Annotated in this window: 15 protein-coding genes and 1 tRNA gene; 7 read left to right on the plus strand and 9 right to left on the minus strand. The window is 63.6% G+C overall.

Features of this window, described 5'->3' with window-relative positions:
• The 4 genes from E6X30_RS06320 to E6X30_RS06335 all read right to left on the minus strand — a co-directional run.
• A partial coding sequence (locus E6X30_RS06320; RefSeq protein ID WP_316335914.1) for a peptidoglycan-binding protein occupies positions 1-686 on the minus strand: 686 nt, incomplete at its 3' end.
• Positions 687-1063: 377 nt separating this feature from the next.
• Positions 1064-1140: transfer RNA gene (locus tag E6X30_RS06325), tRNA-Pro, on the minus strand.
• A 107-nt stretch (positions 1141-1247) separates the two neighbouring features.
• Positions 1248-2183 (minus strand): metallophosphoesterase, encoded by a 936-nt coding sequence (locus E6X30_RS06330; protein WP_016663303.1) that lies wholly within the window; start codon positions 2181-2183, stop codon positions 1248-1250.
• A complete protein-coding gene (locus E6X30_RS06335) occupies positions 2176-4632 on the minus strand; it encodes a transglycosylase domain-containing protein (RefSeq protein ID WP_016663302.1) in 2457 nt (818 codons plus the stop codon). Before E6X30_RS06335 ends, E6X30_RS06330 begins: the two co-directional genes overlap by 8 nt.
• 171 nt (positions 4633-4803) lie before the next feature.
• Here E6X30_RS06335 and E6X30_RS06340 point away from each other — a divergent pair, with 171 nt between their 5' ends.
• Genes E6X30_RS06340 through E6X30_RS06355 form a run of 4 tightly spaced genes read left to right on the plus strand, consistent with a single transcriptional unit; the run spans position 4804 to position 6587 of the window.
• Positions 4804-5085, plus strand: coding sequence for a WhiB family transcriptional regulator (locus E6X30_RS06340; RefSeq protein ID WP_034374243.1), 282 nt, complete (start codon positions 4804-4806; stop codon positions 5083-5085).
• Positions 5086-5094: 9 nt separating this feature from the next.
• Positions 5095-5271: a DUF4177 domain-containing protein gene (locus E6X30_RS06345; RefSeq protein WP_016663300.1), complete on the plus strand. Its 177-nt coding sequence runs from the start codon at positions 5095-5097 to the stop codon at positions 5269-5271.
• 6 nt (positions 5272-5277) lie between these two features.
• Positions 5278-5739 (plus strand): RidA family protein, encoded by a 462-nt coding sequence (locus tag E6X30_RS06350; RefSeq protein ID WP_016663299.1) that lies wholly within the window; start codon positions 5278-5280, stop codon positions 5737-5739.
• Between the two features lie 2 nt (positions 5740-5741).
• Positions 5742-6587: an MBL fold metallo-hydrolase gene (locus E6X30_RS06355; protein ID WP_016663298.1), complete on the plus strand. Its 846-nt coding sequence runs from the start codon at positions 5742-5744 to the stop codon at positions 6585-6587.
• A gap of 114 nt (positions 6588-6701) precedes the next feature.
• Here the strand turns inward: E6X30_RS06355 and E6X30_RS06360 are convergent, their stop codons facing one another.
• The gene (locus E6X30_RS06360; RefSeq protein ID WP_016663297.1) at positions 6702-7379 is read right to left on the minus strand and encodes a Crp/Fnr family transcriptional regulator; all 678 of its coding nucleotides are present in this window, start codon (positions 7377-7379) and stop codon (positions 6702-6704) included.
• Between the two features lie 163 nt (positions 7380-7542).
• Here E6X30_RS06360 and nth point away from each other — a divergent pair, with 163 nt between their 5' ends.
• The 3 genes from nth (at position 7543) to E6X30_RS06375 (ending at position 9670) form a co-directional block, all read left to right on the plus strand.
• Positions 7543-8220 carry an endonuclease III gene (gene nth / locus E6X30_RS06365; protein WP_051120595.1) on the plus strand — a complete coding sequence of 226 codons (678 nt, stop codon included), beginning with the start codon at positions 7543-7545 and terminating at the stop codon, positions 8218-8220.
• A 190-nt stretch (positions 8221-8410) separates the two neighbouring features.
• Positions 8411-8794 (plus strand): cold-shock protein, encoded by a 384-nt coding sequence (locus E6X30_RS06370; RefSeq protein ID WP_016663295.1) that lies wholly within the window; start codon positions 8411-8413, stop codon positions 8792-8794.
• A gap of 3 nt (positions 8795-8797) precedes the next feature.
• Entirely contained in the window at positions 8798-9670 is an 873-nt protein-coding gene (locus E6X30_RS06375) for a DUF3027 domain-containing protein (RefSeq protein WP_016663294.1), read from the plus strand.
• A 6-nt stretch (positions 9671-9676) separates the two neighbouring features.
• Here E6X30_RS06375 and E6X30_RS06380 read toward each other — a convergent pair whose 3' ends face one another.
• The 4 genes from E6X30_RS06380 to topA are packed head-to-tail and all read right to left on the minus strand — an operon-like array spanning position 9677 to position 15439.
• A complete protein-coding gene (locus E6X30_RS06380) occupies positions 9677-10825 on the minus strand; it encodes a DNA polymerase III subunit delta' (RefSeq protein WP_016663293.1) in 1149 nt (382 codons plus the stop codon).
• Positions 10822-11583, minus strand: coding sequence for a dTMP kinase (gene tmk, locus E6X30_RS06385; protein ID WP_016663292.1), 762 nt, complete (start codon positions 11581-11583; stop codon positions 10822-10824). The genes E6X30_RS06380 and tmk overlap by 4 nt, the downstream gene beginning before the upstream one ends.
• Before the next feature lie 34 nt (positions 11584-11617).
• Positions 11618-12718 (minus strand): Gfo/Idh/MocA family protein, encoded by a 1101-nt coding sequence (locus tag E6X30_RS06390; RefSeq protein WP_016663291.1) that lies wholly within the window; start codon positions 12716-12718, stop codon positions 11618-11620.
• A 24-nt stretch (positions 12719-12742) separates the two neighbouring features.
• Entirely contained in the window at positions 12743-15439 is a 2697-nt protein-coding gene (gene topA, locus E6X30_RS06395; protein WP_016663290.1) for a type I DNA topoisomerase, read from the minus strand.
• Positions 15440-15466: the final 27 nt, after the last annotated feature.

Consider the following 15466-nt stretch of genomic DNA (forward strand, 5'->3'; position numbering starts at 1 on the left):
GTGCTCTTGGAGGTTGCGGCCGAGCCGGCGCCGGAGTTGAGCTTGTTCCAGGTGCGGGGGCCTACGACGCCGTCGACGCCGATGCCAGCCGACGACTGGAAGTTACGGACCGCGGTATTCGTGCTACGGCCGAAAACGCCGTCCGCCTTGATGTCCGCGCCCGCGGCCTTGAGCAGGTTCTGGAGGCTCACGACCGCATTGCCGCGAGAACCCGGGCGAAGCTTCGGAGTGCTGTTCACCGCGGTGGGGTTGTTCGCCACGAGAGCTGAGCGGGTGCGGGCACCGACAACGCCGTCCACACCGATGCCAGCCGACGACTGGAACGTGACAACCGCATTGCGGGTCTTGCGGCCAAAGGAACCGTCAACGTTGATGCTTGCACCGTGGTGGTTGAGAAGCGACTGAAGTGCTTGAACATGCTTGCCGCCGCTTCCGGTGCGCAGCGGGCTCGTGCCGAGCGCGGAGATGGACGGAAGCTTGGTGCCTGCCTGTGAAACGGGGCCGCGATGCGTGGAAGGTGCAGCATCGGCGGGAGCGAGCCCGAGGCCGGTGGCGGCGGTTGCTGCAACGGCGGTGAGGGCGGCAGCGCCAACGGCACCCTTGGAGACAGGGGCGAGGAGGCTGCTGTAGTCGATGACGGCGGGGCCTTCGGCACGGTGTGTGCCGCGCTGTGCAGTACGAAGCATAGAGAGCAACTTTCCTACCCTCGCGATTGGTGTCCGCACCAATTCCCGCCACAGGGTGCACATCGAGGAAGCTCCCCCCGAAGTGACGGGAAGCGATCGCGGGGGGCAAGTCACGTGCATGACTCGCGCTCCACATTAGGTGAGGGGTAGGGGGCTCGGGGACTCTCAGGAATCAATCAGAAGCCCAAATTTGCCAAACCTTTACCGATAATTGGCCAAAGTAATGCCGTGGTGGCTTTTCAAAAAAACTCCATCATGGTAGTTACATCGATGTAATTTCGCGGCGTGTATTCGTGCTAAAGGTGCTCGACTAAGGACATGAGGAAACTCGAAATGGGGAAAGAAAAAACCCCCGCCGAAGCGGAGGCTTTTGCTGGTGGTCGGGGTGACAGGATTTGAACCTGCGACCTCTTCGTCCCGAACGAAGCGCGCTACCAAGCTGCGCCACACCCCGAAAATTTCGCGAAAACCGTGAAAGGCTCGCGAACCTCATCAACTATAGCGCCTTCGCGCGTCATGACGCGAATCGATGTGGCGTGATCGCCACCACCGTGCCGAGCTCTAGGTCAGGCGAGGCCTGAGGGTGAGGAGCGTGACCTCCGGCCGGTTTGCAAAACGCATGTTGTAGAAGGGGCTCGCGCCAATACCGCCACTGACGTGCAGCGGAACGCCTCGATGGAAACTGAGTCCTTTTGCCTGTGAACGGTGAAGATCGCAATTCGTCACGATCGCGCCAAAATACGGAAGCGCAAGCTGGCCTCCGTGAGTGTGCCCCGCGAAAATGAGGTCGCACCCATCGTCGACAAACTGGTCAAGCACGCGCTTATAGGGCGCATGGGTGACGCCAATCTTGACGGAAGGCCGAGTGCCCCTGGCAGCACACTCCGGATCTACCGGGGGAAACTCGTCGTGCTCGAGGTGAGGGTCATCGACCCCGACAACCTCCACGTCGCAGCCCGGAAGCTCGATGAGGGCTCGAGCGTTCGAAACATTCGTCCACCCGCCAGCGGTCAATTTCGCCACGAGCCGTTCGACCTCGAGCGGCTCATTTTGAACGCCATCACGGAAGTTCTTTGGCCTGGGATCGCGAAGGAGGTAGCGGAAAACGTTCCGCTTCCCCGCCGCGTATTTGTCGTTGGAGCCGAGGGCCAAAATCCCCGGGCGTTCGAGGAGAGGGGCGATATCGCGTGCGATGGCATCGATAGCACCCTCGCTCGCCACGTTGTCGCCGGTATTGACAACGAGATCGGGCTCAAGCGAAGCGAGGCTTCGCAAAAATTCGCGCTTCTTCGTTTGTTCTGGAAGCAAGTGTGCATCCGACATATGGAGCACGCGGATTGGCTGAGCCCCGGAAGGGAGAACGTGCAGGTCGAGTGCGCGGATTTCGAAAAGGTTAATCTCGATGTGGCGGGCCCACACGTGGGCAGCCGCAGCGGTTCCGACGGCTGCAAGCGTGCCGGCGCCGCCAATGAGAGCGAGTGGCTTCGCGCTAGTCACCGGGGTAGTACTCCTCGTACTCGGTGTAATCGTCATAATCCGGATCGCCAGGGTAGACGTAAATATAGCCGTCGCTATCGGGGACGCGCTCTTTCACCGGCGTCGTTTCCGCACGCGCAGCATTGGTGTCGCTGTTTCCCTGGTTGGTGTCATTCCCGTTTCTCTGGTTGGTGTCATTCCCGTCGGGCTGCGTGGGAGCTGGAGTGTTCGGGGCCTGCGGCCCTTCTGGAGCCTCTTCGCTTGAGCCTACGGAATCCTGCGTTGGCGGGGCGGATTGGACGCCCTGGGGCTTCGGCGGAAACGGAGCTGAGGGAAGTCCCTCGTGGGCTTTGATCATGAATTCTTGCCACGTGGGGAGTGAGACCGTGCTGCCCCACACGTTACGGGGGAGCCGCTGACCATCGACCATCAGCCCGCTCGGACTGCGGTTAGCCGACGGGTTGCCGAACCACACGGCCGTCGAAAGGTTCCGGGTGAATCCCACGTACCACGTGTGGTACTGCTTTCCCGAGGTGCCGGTCTTACCGCCGGCATCGTGGCCAGGGATTGTCTTGCCCTTACCCGTACCCTTCGGGTCTGAAAGCCCCTGCATGAGGGTCCAGGCCACGGCGTTCGCAACCTCGGGCTTGATGGCTTGAGTGCATTCCGAAGTCGTGAACGGAAGTTCCTTGCCGTTACGGTCAATCACCGCTTCAATCGGCTGCGGCTTACAGTACTTACCCTCGGCCGCGAACGCGGCGTATGCAGCGGCCATGCTCACGGCGGGGATGTTAATCTCGCCGATGACCTGCGATGCCGGAGAGAGGTTCGCTCCGAACATATCGTTAACGGACTTTTCCTTGAGCTTCGGGTCCGCGTCGTCCCAGTTACCCGGGACCGCGCCGAGGATACGCGCGGTATCAGCGATGTTGCACAGATCGGTGCGCAGCGCGATGTTGGCGTACGCCGTGTTGATCGAGAACTTGGTGGCGTCGAGAACGCTCATGGAGCCGTGGATGTCTCGACCGGCGTCCTTAAGACGCCACCCCGTGCCCGAGCGCCAGCGACCTTTCTTGAGGCAGTGCGCCGGGAAGTTGTTGAACGTGTTCGAGCCGCGCGGCACGGAGTTCCAGATCGAGCCGCCGTCGCTCAAGAATGTCGTGAGAACGAATGGCTTGAAGGTCGAGCCCACAGGGAAGCCGTTTCCGCCGCCAAGATAGCTGGGGGCCGTGTAGTTGAGTGAAGTCTCGCCGGGCTTAGCGTCCTTGTAGGGGTTGAAGGTGCGGTTTTGTGCCATGACCCGCACCTTGCCCGAGCCTGGCTCGACGCTCACGATCGCGTGACCGAATCCCGACTCGGAATCCGCGGGAACCTTGCGGTTGACGATGTCTTGGGCGATCTTCTGGCGGGCGGGATCGAGGGTCGTTTTGATCGTGAGACCGCCGCCATAGAGGAGCCTGCGGCGTTCCTCTTTAGTCTTGCCGAACTTCGGGTCGCGCATGAGCGTGCGCGTGACGTAATCGCAGAAGAAGCCGTTGCCTCCGGCGGTCGAGCAACCCGCGCGTGCGTCGGTAATCTTGAGCATGTCCTCGATCGGCTGCTCTTTGGAGGTTTCGTATTCCTCCTTGTTGATGTAGCCAAGCTGGTACATGTCGTAGAGCACTTGGTTGCGCCGTTTGAGGGCGTTTTTCGGATGCTTGACCGGGTCGTTTCCGTTCGGGGAGTTGGTGATGCCGGCAAGCAGGGCTGCTTCGCCCGGCGTCAAATCTTCCGCGCTCTTGGAGAAGTAGTGCTGGGCTGCGGTCTCGACCCCATACTGAGAAGGTCCGAACTGCGCTACGTTGAGATAGCCGTTGAGGATTTCGTCCTTGCTCCACTTTTTCTCAAGGGAGATGGCGATCTTGGCCTCGCGGAGTTTCCTAATGAGCGAGGATTCGGTCGCTGCCTTAATCGCCTCGTCATCGCCGCGCTGGAAAGCGTCCATGAGCAGAGCGTTCTTCACGTACTGCTGGGTGAGCGTCGATCCGCCCTGAAGGCTCTTTCCGGAAAGGTTGGAGACGAGGGCGCGGAACGTTCCCTGCGGGTCGAAACCGTTGTGCTGGTAGAAGCGGCGGTCCTCGACCGCCACTACGGCGTGCTGAAGATCTTCGTCGATCTTGTCGAGCGGCACCATGACGCGGTTCTCGGAGTAGAAGGTCGCGAGCAGGCTGCCATCGGCCGCCTCGATGCGTGAGGCCTCGTTGAGGGGCGCGACGTCGAGCTCACTCGGGAGGGAGTTAAAGAGGTTCGCGCCATCTTTCGCGGCGGCCGACATCGCGGTCACGACAGGAAGGAAGAAGGCGGCAAGCAGCACGCCGGCGAGAAGACACACGGCGAGCAAGCCGCCCACGCCCGTGACGGCTTGGGTGAGAGTGGTGGTCGGTTCGTTCGAATTCGACCGAACCATTGGCTCCTGCTGAGACTGAGGCATGTCCACACCCTACTAAGGCGGGCGCCCAAAGGGCAGTATCGCGCGCGTGAAAGTTGTGGGGAGACCTCGAATTGGGGGTCGCGTCACACTTTTATTAGTATGGAGTCACGCCAAAATTCGAAGTGAGTCAATCCGGGAGGTGCGGCAGTGAGCGTGGGCAGCGTTGACACGATTCACGACACGCGGCATTGGGCGGCCCAAGGGGCGTGTGCGAGCCTCAATCCCGAAGAATTTTTCGTGCAGGGTGCCGATCAACACAAGGCCAAAGTGGTGTGCCGTTCATGCCCCGTGCTCAACCAGTGCCTTGCCGACGCGCTCGACAACCGCATTGAATTCGGTGTGTGGGGCGGCATGACGGAACGCGAACGGCGCCGCCTCCTTCGCGAACACCCGGGAGTCACATCGTGGCTGCCCGTGCTCGAGAACCGGAAAGGTTCAAGCGCCCCCCGCTAAGCTGGGTGCATGGCTACGATTCACAAGTGGGAATACCTCACGACACCGCTGCTGATCCACAACACCAAGGCGATCCTGGACAATTTCGGCTCCGATGGTTGGGAGCTTGTCCAAGTCATCCAAGGGCCGCAAGGGCCCGAATCTCTCGTTGCTTATTTCAAGCGACCCATCACCGAAGGAGCCTGATTTTCTATGAGTACCGTCGAACAAAAGCTTAGCGAGCGCGGCCTTTCCCTCCCAGAGGTGGCAAAGCCCGTTGCCGCCTATGTTCCCGCCGTTGTGACCGGGAATTTCGTGCAGACTTCCGGCCAGCTGCCGCTAGTGGGCGGCAAGCTCGAGGTGACCGGCAAAGTGGGTGCCGAGGTTAAGGCTGAGGAAGCGAAGAAGGAAGCTGAGAAGGCCACCCTCAATGCCCTGGCCGCGATCAAGGCTGAGATCGGGGATCTTGACCGCATCACGCGCGTCATCAAGGTGACGGGTTATGTCGCGTCGGCTCCCGACTTCACTGCCCAGCCCGGCGTTATCAATGGCGCGAGCGAGCTGCTCGGTGACGTCCTCGGTGAGGCTGGTTCGCATTCGCGCGCGGCCGTCGGCGTTGCGGCTCTTCCGCTCGATGCATCCGTTGAGGTGGATCTTCTCGTGGAGTTCCGCTAGTCATGCAGCGCGAGCCCGATTCTTCCGGCGTGCACCTTTCGTGGGTGCTCGCTCCGAATGCAGGGCCGCGAACGCTTGATGGCACGCGCACGTACATCTTTACTGCGGGGCGCACCGTGTGGATCGTCGATCCCGGTCCCGCAGCGCGTGCACATGCGCAAGCTGTCGTCGACGCGGTGGTCGCTACCGGCGCCCGCCGCGTCGGCGGCATCATTGTGACGCATCATCACGAAGGGCACACTGGCGCGACGTCGATGGTGCGGCGAGCCCTTAGTTCCGCAACCGGCATCACCGTTCCCCTGTGGGCTGCGGAACCCGCCCTGGTACCCGGCGCGGCGCCGGTTCCGAGCGAGATTTCTCTCGACGGGCGCGTCGTGGCCGATGTTCTCCATCTCCCGGGGCACACCGCCGATTCGATCGGCCTACTCCTCGAAGGCGGAGAATTCCTCACGGGAGACACGCTCCTCGGTGGGGCGCCAAGTGTGGTGGGCGAGGACTGCACGCTCCACGAGTACCTCCAGTGCCTCAACATCATTCGCGTGATGTGCATGGACGGCCGCATTTCGGGCCTCTATCCCGGTCACGGTGACCCGATCGAGGCTCCTCACGAGGCGCTCGTTGCGTCGCAAGAGGCGCTCGCGTACTGGCGCGAACGGCTCGAGCGCGTAAGGCAGGTGCGCGAGCGCGGGGTTCTTACGGTGCGACGCATGTGCAACGAGATCTACGGAGGCGAGCTCGCTGCGTTGAAAGACGATGGCGCGAGCGCGGACGATGTCGCGTTTTACCGCGAAGGCGCTGAGCGCAACATTCGCGCGGCGCTCGAATACATCACGGGCACGGACCGGTAGGAGCGAAAAGACGAACACCGAGCTGCCCAAGGGGCGCGCCAGATAGCACGAAGGGAGCGACCCGCGAGTGGGGCCGCTCCCTTCGTGCTGTCTGTGCCGTGTGGCAGTGAATGCTTAGCGTGCGCGGCGGCGCAGACGCTCGATGTCGAGGAGCAGCACTGCGCGGGCCTCGAGGCGAATCCAGTTGCGGTGTGCGAAGTCGGCAAGCGCCTTGTTCACGGTTTCACGCGAAGCGCCAACGAGCTGCGCGAGCTCTTCCTGCGTAAGGCCGTGGGAGACCATGATGCCCTCGTCGCTCTGGCGGCCGAAGCGCTGAGCGAGGTCGAGCAGGTTCTTGGCGACGCGACCGGGGACGTCCGCGAACACGAGGTCCGCGAGCGAGTCGTTGGTCTTGCGCAGGCGGCGTGCAAGCGAAGCGAGGAGGTGGCGGGCCACCTCGGGGCGCTGCGCGAGAACGCGGTACAGATCCTGCTGGGAGAGGGAGTAGAGGGTCGTCTCGGCGACAGCGGTTGCCGTGGCATTACGCGGGGCCGGATCGAAGAGGGAAAGCTCGCCGAGGGTTTCGCCCGGGCCGAGCACGGCGAGGAGGTTTTCACGGCCATCACCCGAAGCGTGGCCAACCTTGATCTTGCCGCTCGCGATGATGAACAGGCGGTCGCCCTGATCGCCTTCGCGGAACACGACGGAGCCTCGGTGGAAATCCTCCTGAGTCATCGAGTCAAGGACAGCCTGCTTGCCGTCGTCATCGAGCGCGGCAAAAAGCGGTGCTGAACGAACGATGTTCTCGTCCACGGTTCCTCCTGGGGTTGCGCTGGTGTAGCGGAAAATTGTGGGGTGTGCGACGTGCACACGCGTGCTCCTTAACAGTAATACCTGATCTGTGACGGGGCCCAGGGAATTCCCGAAACTGCCCGTGCTATTTCTGCTTGGCTGGACACACGTGCACAATGGCAGCATGAATTCGGGACTCAAGGACCACGCTGTGCCCGCGGTAAAGCGCGTTGATGAGGAACTCGCAAAGCTCTACCCCGACGCGCGTTGCGAGCTCAATTTTTCGAGTGCCTTCGAACTGCTAGTCGCGACGGTTCTCTCGGCACAGACCACCGATGCGCGAGTGAATTCTGTGACTGCGGAATTGTTCAAGCGCTGGCCGAGTCCAGAGGTCATGGCGTGCGCCCCCGAAGCAGAGGTTGAGGCCGTTGTGCGTCCGCTCGGAATGGCTGGAAGGCGCACCGCCCACGTGCGGGAGCTTTCTGCACGCCTAGCTGCGAACTTCGGAGGCGAAGTCCCCGATGACCAAAAGGCGCTCGAATCCCTTGCGGGCGTTGGTCGCAAAACCGCCCATGTGGTGCGCGGAACGTGGTTCGGCCACTCGCTACTCACGGTCGATACCCACGTGGGCCGGCTCGCGCGCAGGCTCGGCTGGAGCGAGAGTTCCGCTCCGCGGACGGTGGAGGAAGACGTGGTGGCGCGCGCTGGGGCCGACGGTTGCCAGGTTCCCGTCGACCTCACGATGCTGTCGCACCGGCTGATCTTTCACGGGCGGAATCTATGTACGGCACGAAAACCCGCGTGTGGCGAGTGCCCACTCGCGGCCCTCGAGGTTCCGTGCCCGAGCGCCTTTCGGGACTAGCCGGAAGGAGCAACAAAAAGCCAAGAGACGGCGGGGTGAAGCCGACGTCGGACACCGCGCCGCGGGTGCCCGCGTGAGCCGAGCGGGGAGGGTGACCCAGGCCGCGGATCTTTCGTCCAGCGAAGGGCGCACGATAGAATGGAGCCTGTTTCATGCGCGTGAGCGCTCGAGAGTAAAGGCAGGAATCACTGTGCCGAACGGCAAGGTCAAATTCTTTGACGCTGAAAAGGGCTTTGGCTTCCTCGTAAGCGAGGATGGCCAGAGCGTGTACGTGCACGCGTCGACCCTCCCCGAGGGGGTTCAGCAGCTCCGTAAAGGCCAGCGCGTCGAGTTCGACATGGTCGACGGCAGCCGCGGCCCCCAGGCGCTGACGGTACGCCTCCTTGATCCTGCACCCAGCATCGCCCGTGCGCGTCGGGTCAAGCCGGAAGACATGGCCGTTATGGTCGAGGACCTCATCCAGCTTCTCGACGGCGCCTCGAACGGGCTCCGCCACGGTCGTTATCCCGATAGGGGCCACGCGCAGAAGGTTGCGGCCGTCTTGCGCGCCGTCGCCGACAACTTTGAGGCGTAGTCGATGACTTCTACCGCTCCCGCGAAGGCGCGCACGCGCGCCCCGAAACTCGATGCCGTTTGTGCGGCGGCGATCGAACAGGCTGCCGCCGCCGTGATCGAGGTTGCCGAGCCCGATCAGGTCGGCGCGCACGTACGCGCCGAAGCGAGCGGCGAGCGCCTTGTCACGCACTTTTTTGAGGCCACGATGCCCGGTTACGCGGGGTGGACCTGGATCGCGGTGCTTGCGCGCGCCCCGCGCGCGAAGGTCGCGACCGTCTGCGAGACCGCGCTCATTCCGGGCGAGGATTCCCTTCTCGCACCCGAGTGGGAGCCGTGGGCGGAGCGTCTTCGCCCCGGTGATGTCGGGGAAAACGACGTCCTGCCCTACAGCGCCGACGACTCTCGCCTGGAGCACGGTTACGAACAGACCGACGACGAAGAAGCCGATCGAGTGGCCATGTGGGAGCTCGGCCTCGGTCGCAAGCGAGTGCTGTCGCGCGAGGGCCGCGAAGACGCCGCAAAACGCTGGATGAGTGGCAATTTCGGCCCGCGCGAGGTCAGCAAGCGCGGCCGCAAAGGCACCGTGAAGGCCCAGTGCCGCTCGTGTGGCTTCCTCTCCCTGCTCAACGGTTCGCTGCGCCAGGAATTCGGTATTTGCACGAATGAGTGGTCGCCTGCCGATGGGCGCGTAGTGTCGCTACAGTACGGCTGCGGCGCGCATTCCGAGACCGACGCCGAGAAGCAGAACATCGCGGGGGACCTGCCCGAGAAGGTTCTCGACGAAGAAGCCGTCGACTACGAAGATCGCTTCGAGGAAAAGTCGATCATCGACGAGGCTCTTTTGAAGAAGGAGCAGGAGAAACTCGCGGCGAAAAAGGCCAGCGAAGAGAAGTAGCGTCTCCTAGCGGGCGGCGACGACCGAGGCGAGCAGCGCCTCAAGTGCGAGCTGTGGTGGCACGTTCATGCCCACCCGTTTGCGGGCCGTCCCCACGGCATCGAGTAGAGCGAGCGTGGTCTGCGCCGAGTGCACGCGCGTGCGCTCGGTCAGCTCCCGCTCGATGCCGGGATTGACGAGCGTCGCACCCGTGTCGAGTTGGAGTGCGAGAACGTCCCTGAACACCGAGTGAATGTCGAGCAGAAAGCGGTCGATGACGTCGCGCACGAGGCGGGTCGCGCGTCGCTTCGCCTCGTCGTCGAGGGCCTTGACCTGGGCGCGTAGTGCCGGAGGGATACGCCCGCCGGGTTCGATGCCTGCACCGCGCATGAATGCTTCGCGCTCGCGGGCGCTCGTCTCGTCCGCTTCGGCGTGCGCCTCGGTTTCGGCGCGTTCGATGAGAGCCTTCGCGAAGGCGATCGCGTGCCCAACACTCGTGAGGGCGAGAAGCCTTCGCGCAGACTCTTCGCGTTCCTCGAGGGTTTCGGGGTGCAGGCCGTAGCGGCGGGCGATCCCGATATGCCCCTGCGCGCTCGCCGCGGCTCGATGCGCGAGTTCGGGTGCAATGCCATCGCGGTTGATGAGGAGCGTCGCGACAGCGTCCGCTGGTGGCACCTGGAGGTTCACCACTCTGCAGCGTGAGCGAATCGTCTGTGCGAGATCCTGTGGCGAGGGAACGCACAGCAGCCACACGGTTCGCGGCGGCGGTTCCTCGATGGCTTTAAGGAGCACGTTGAACGTGCCCGGGCTCATGCGGTCGGCATCCTCGATGATGAGAACGCGGTGGCGCCCTGATGCCGGTGCGCGCTGCGCAGTCGCCACGAGCTCACGAACGTCGTCCTTCGAGATCGTGAGCGTCTCGGTTCGCACGGCGGTCACGTCCGCGTGGGTTCCCGCGAGAACGGTGCGGCACGGCTGGCACTGTCCGCAGCCAACACCCTCACGCGGGGCGTCACACAGGAGACTCGCCGCGAACGCACGCGCGATGCTTGAGCGACCCGATCCCGGCGGGCCGGCGATGAGCCACGCCTGGGCGAGAGAGCCGCCCGGTGAGGCAGCGCGCGAGAGCTGTGTGACCGCGGCCGATTGGCCAACGACCGTGTCGTAGACGTTCACAGGAGCGAATCCGGGGTCGTTGTGCCCTCGACCGGGTGTTCAGCGGCGCCGGTGAGGGTGTGGGCATTGACGCGAACCCAGTCGGCGAAACGCTGGGTGATTTCCGCGTGGACGTCCTCGACCGACTGCGAGGCGTCGATCACGATCCACCGTTCGGGCTCGCGGCGCGCAAGGTCGAGGAATGCCGCGCGCACGGCCTCGTGGAACTCGCGCCCTTCCCTTTCGAGGCGGTCCAGGGAAGCGGCTTCGCGTCGCTGTGCGAGGGTCTCGGGCGAGACGTCGAGGAGAATAGTGAGGTGGGGAAGCAGCCCTTCGGTGGCCCACATCGACAGCTCGTACACGTCGTTTGGGTTCAGTGCGCGGCCTGCGCCCTGGTAGGCGACGGAGGAGTCGAGGTATCGATCGGCGATCACGATCCCGCCTGAGGCGAGCGCCGGACGTACGACGCTCTCGACGTGGTGGGCGCGATCAGCGGCGTAGAGCAGTGCTTCGGCACGATCGGAAACGTGATCCGAATGGAGGATCAGCTCCCTGATCTGGGCACCGAGCGGGCTCCCGCCCGGCTCTTTCGTCACGGTGACGTCAGCACCCGCAAACGGGGAGCCCTCGCCACGAAGCCACTTTTCGAGCAGCGGGATCTGCGTGCTTTTGCCGCCGCCGTCGCCGCCCTCGAACGTGACGAAAAGGCCCGTTTCCGACGGTGAGGCTGAGGCGGTCGTCAGAGGCGTACGCGGTGCAGTGGAATCGATGCTCGACATGACGCCATTGTCTCAGGTGAGGATGAATGCGCCCCTATTTTGCCTCGCTCGGGTAGCGCACACCGACAATCTCACGTACACGATCCATGACCTCGAGGACCGCGAGCGTGTCGCGCGCACCCCATCGAGGTGATTCGAGAAGGCCGGCGCGAATGTTGCGCGCCGCCTCCGCGATTTCGAAGGCCATACCGTAGTTGCCGCCGTCGGGATGAGCAGGCAGGGAGTAGGGTAGCGAGTCCTCGTACGTGAACCGCTCGGTCACGTCCTTGCCGTTGTCTCCCGCTTCGAACTGGGTCACGGTAAAGGAATTCGGAACGAAGAACCACGAGTCCACGTCGATTTTGCCGCGCGTGCCGAGTACGTGCGCCTCGACTGAACTGCGCGCACCAAGCCCCGTCTGCACTGCGTATACGGTGCGGCCCGAGAGGCCCGAGATCGAGACCATCTCGTCGACCCCCGTTGCGGTGAGGGTTCCCGTCGCGTGCACCTGCGTGGGCGATCCCGCGGCCCAGTGCGCAAACGCGAGCGGGTATACGCCGAGGTCAAGGAGTGCCCCGCCGCCAAGTTCCGGGGCATACAGCCGGTGCTCGGGGTCGAAGGGGAAATACTGGCAGTGATCGGCGATCACCGCGGTGACCTCGCCAATCACGCCGGATTCGATGACCTGGCGGATGACGTCGTAGTGCGGCATGAAGCACGACCACATCGCTTCCTGCACGTATGCGCCCGTGCGTCGAGCAGTCTCGAAAAGCTCGCGCGCCTCGGCGGCGTTGAGCGTCATCGGTTTTTCGATCACGACGGGAATGCCAGCCTCGACGACCTTTGTCGCAAGCGCGAAATGCTGAGCGTGAGGCGAAGCGACATACACGGCCTCAAGGCCTTCGTGGGCGAGGAAATCGTCAACACTCGCATAGGCGTGGGCGAGGCCGGCGTCGGATTCGAAATCCTCCGCGAAAGCCTGCGCGCGCTCGAGCGAACGCGAGCACACGGCGGTGAGGCGGGAAGTGGTCGCCGCGTGCATCGTGCCGATGAAGTTCCTGGCAATCCCGCCGGGGGCGATCACACCCCAGCGGAGGCCCGGCGCCTTGGCGGGATCGGGAACGGACGTCGTGGGCAGCGTCAACGGTGCAGTCATGACACCACCGTACGCGAGCCGCCGCTACTTTTTCGTGGACTTCGCTCGCGAGCTGGACTTTCGCGTCGTTTTCCGCTTTGCAGGGCCCTTCGCGCGCTTCTCCGCAAGACGCTCGACGGCGCGCTCGTGAGTCATCGTCTCGGGCGACTCATCCTTGCGAAGCGTGACGTTCGTCGTGCCGTCGGTGATGTACATGCCGAAACGACCGTCTTTGATCACGATCGGTTTCTCGCTCGTAGGATCCACGCCAAGTTCCGCGATCGGGGGTTTTGCCGCCGCGCGCCCGCGCCGCTTGGGCTGGGCGTAAAGTGCGAGGGCCTCTTCCTCGGTGATCGTGAACAGCTGTGCTTCGGTTTCGAGCGAGCGCGAATCCGTGCCCTTCTTGAGGTACGGGCCATAGCGGCCATTCTGCGCGGTGATCTCGACGCCCTCCGCGTCCTTGCCGACGACACGGGGGAGCGAGAGGAGTTTGAGGGCGTCCTCGAGGGTCACGGTCGCAAGGTCCATGTCCTTGAACAGCGAAGCCGTGCGGGGTTTCGGCTGTTTCGTTTTCGGGAGCGCCTTAGTGGCCTCATCAAGCTCAAGGTTTTCCGTGACGTAGGGGCCGTAGCGACCGTCCTTTGCGAGGATTTCAAAGCCCGAATCGGGGTCGCGGCCAAGCACGCGACCGTCGTCCTTTGCGCGTGCCATGAGCTCTTCGGCCTTCTCGAGCGTGAGCTCATCCGGTGCGAGATCGGCGGGAACATTCGCTCGCTGAGGCGTATCGGAACCCTCGACCGCCCTTTCGATGTAGGGGCCGTACTGGCCCATGCGAAGGTCGATGCCGTTGCCGATCGGGACGGTGTTGATCGCGCGCGCGTCGATATCGCCGAGGTTGTCGAGGGTCGCCTTGAGACCGTCCTCGGCGGGGGTGTCGAACGAACCGGACTTGCCGTAGTAGAAGTCGCTCAGCCAGTGCACGCGGTCCGTGTTACCTGCGGCGATTCGGTCGAGCCCCGCTTCCATATCGGCCGTGAACTCGTAATCGACGAGCGTCCCGAAGTGCTCCTCGAGAAGCTTCACGACGCTGAACGCGAGCCAGCTCGGCACGAGGGCCGAGCCCTTCTTTTCGACGTAGCCGCGATCCTGGATCACGGAGATCGTCGCCGCGTAGGTCGAGGGGCGGCCGATCCCGCGCTCCTCGAGTGCGCGCACGAGTGACGCCTCTGTGTAGCGCGGCGGTGGCGTTGTTTCGTGACCGTTCGGCGTGTACTGAGCGGCCGTGAGCTGCTGCCCCTCCTTCATTTGGGGCAGGCGCTTGTCCTTGTCATCGTGTTCCGCATACCGCGACTGGTCGCGGCCTTCCTCGTAGGCCGCGAGGAAACCGCGGAACGTAATGATCGTGCCCGAGGCGCCGAACTGGGCGGTGCGCCCCTTGCCTTCAACATCGAGCGTGACCGACGTGGTCGTTCCCTTGGCGTCGGCCATTTGAGACGCCACGGTGCGCTTCCAGATCAGTTCGTACAGGCGGAACTCGTCGCCACTGAGCTGGCGAGATACCTGCGCGGGTGTGCGGAAGTTCGAACCCGCCGGGCGAATTGCCTCGTGGGCTTCCTGCGCACCCTGCGACTTGTTCGTGTACACGCGAGGGCGATCCGGAACGTACTCCGCACCGTACATTTCCTGGATCTGTGCGCGGCTCGCGCGAATCGCCTCACCGGACAGCACCACGGAGTCGGTACGCATGTAGGTGATGTAGCCGTTTTCGTAGAGCCGCTGCGCGGTCGACATCGTGTGGCGGGCACCCATGCGCAGTTTTCGGCTCGCCTCCTGCTGGAGGGAGCTCGTCGTGAAGGGAGCGGCGGGCCGCCGCGTGTAGGGCTTGGACTCGAGGTTTCCGACGGTGGCCTTCGCGCCGTCGAGCGCCTCGATGAGCAGTCGTGCACTCTCCTCGGTGAGAACCGTGACGTTTGCCCGGAGGCTCTTTTTGAGCTCACCCGCGTCGGTGAAGTCACGCCCCGTGGCGACCCGCTGGCCGTCGAGGGTTCGTAGCTGAGCGGTGAAGGCGGGGGTGTCGACGCTTCGATCCTCCAGCTCAGAGGTGATGAACTCGCCCGTCACATCCCAGTACGAAGCGGCCTTGAACGCCATGCGCTCGCGCTCGCGGTCGACGACGAGGCGTGTCGCCACCGACTGGACGCGGCCTGCGCTCGTGCCGCGGCGAACCTTGCGCCACAGCACGGGGGAGAGCTCGTAGCCGACGAGTCGGTCGAGAATACGGCGGGTTTCCTGGGCATCGACGAGCGGCATGTCGAGCTCGCGCGTCTCGGTGAGCGCCTTTTGGATGGCTTCCTTCGTGATCTCGTGGAACACCATCCGGTAAACGGGAAGCGACTTCTTGGGTTTCAGTGCCTCGAGGAGGTGCCAGGCAATCGCTTCACCCTCGCGGTCCTCATCGGTTGCGAGGTAGAGAGCATCGGCCTCTTTGAGGAGCTTCTTGAGCTCGGAGACAGTCTTTTTCTTGTCGGGATTGACGACGTAGTAGGGCTCGAAGCCTTCTTCGACGTTGACGGCGAAGCGGCCGTAGGGGCCCTTCTTCATGTCGGCGGGCAGCTCTTTGGGCAGGGGAAGGTCACGAATGTGTCCCACTGACGCGGCGACCGTGAAGTCGTCCCCGAGGTATTTCCCGATGGTCTTTGCCTTCGCGGGGGACTCGACGATCACGAGGTTGCGAGCGCTCACTCGATGTACTTCCTTACTGCGGTGTGT

Source organism: Dermabacter sp. (assembly GCF_032550575.1).
GTDB lineage: Bacteria > Actinomycetota > Actinomycetes > Actinomycetales > Dermabacteraceae > Dermabacter > Dermabacter hominis.

Bases quoted from the DNA above. Each gene is read 5' to 3' on its own strand.
- E6X30_RS06335 (WP_016663302.1), bottom strand. From the start codon at position 4,632: ATGCCTCAGTCTCAGCAGGAGCCAATGGTTCGGTCGAATTCGAACGAA.
- E6X30_RS06345 (WP_016663300.1), top strand. From the start codon at position 5,095: ATGGCTACGATTCACAAGTGGGAATACCTCACGACACCGCTGCTGATC.
- E6X30_RS06350 (WP_016663299.1), top strand. From the start codon at position 5,278: ATGAGTACCGTCGAACAAAAGCTTAGCGAGCGCGGCCTTTCCCTCCCA.
- E6X30_RS06355 (WP_016663298.1), top strand. From the start codon at position 5,742: ATGCAGCGCGAGCCCGATTCTTCCGGCGTGCACCTTTCGTGGGTGCTC.
- nth (WP_051120595.1), top strand. From the start codon at position 7,543: ATGAATTCGGGACTCAAGGACCACGCTGTGCCCGCGGTAAAGCGCGTT.
- E6X30_RS06375 (WP_016663294.1), top strand. From the start codon at position 8,798: ATGACTTCTACCGCTCCCGCGAAGGCGCGCACGCGCGCCCCGAAACTC.
- tmk (WP_016663292.1), bottom strand. From the start codon at position 11,583: ATGTCGAGCATCGATTCCACTGCACCGCGTACGCCTCTGACGACCGCC.
- E6X30_RS06390 (WP_016663291.1), bottom strand. From the start codon at position 12,718: ATGACTGCACCGTTGACGCTGCCCACGACGTCCGTTCCCGATCCCGCC.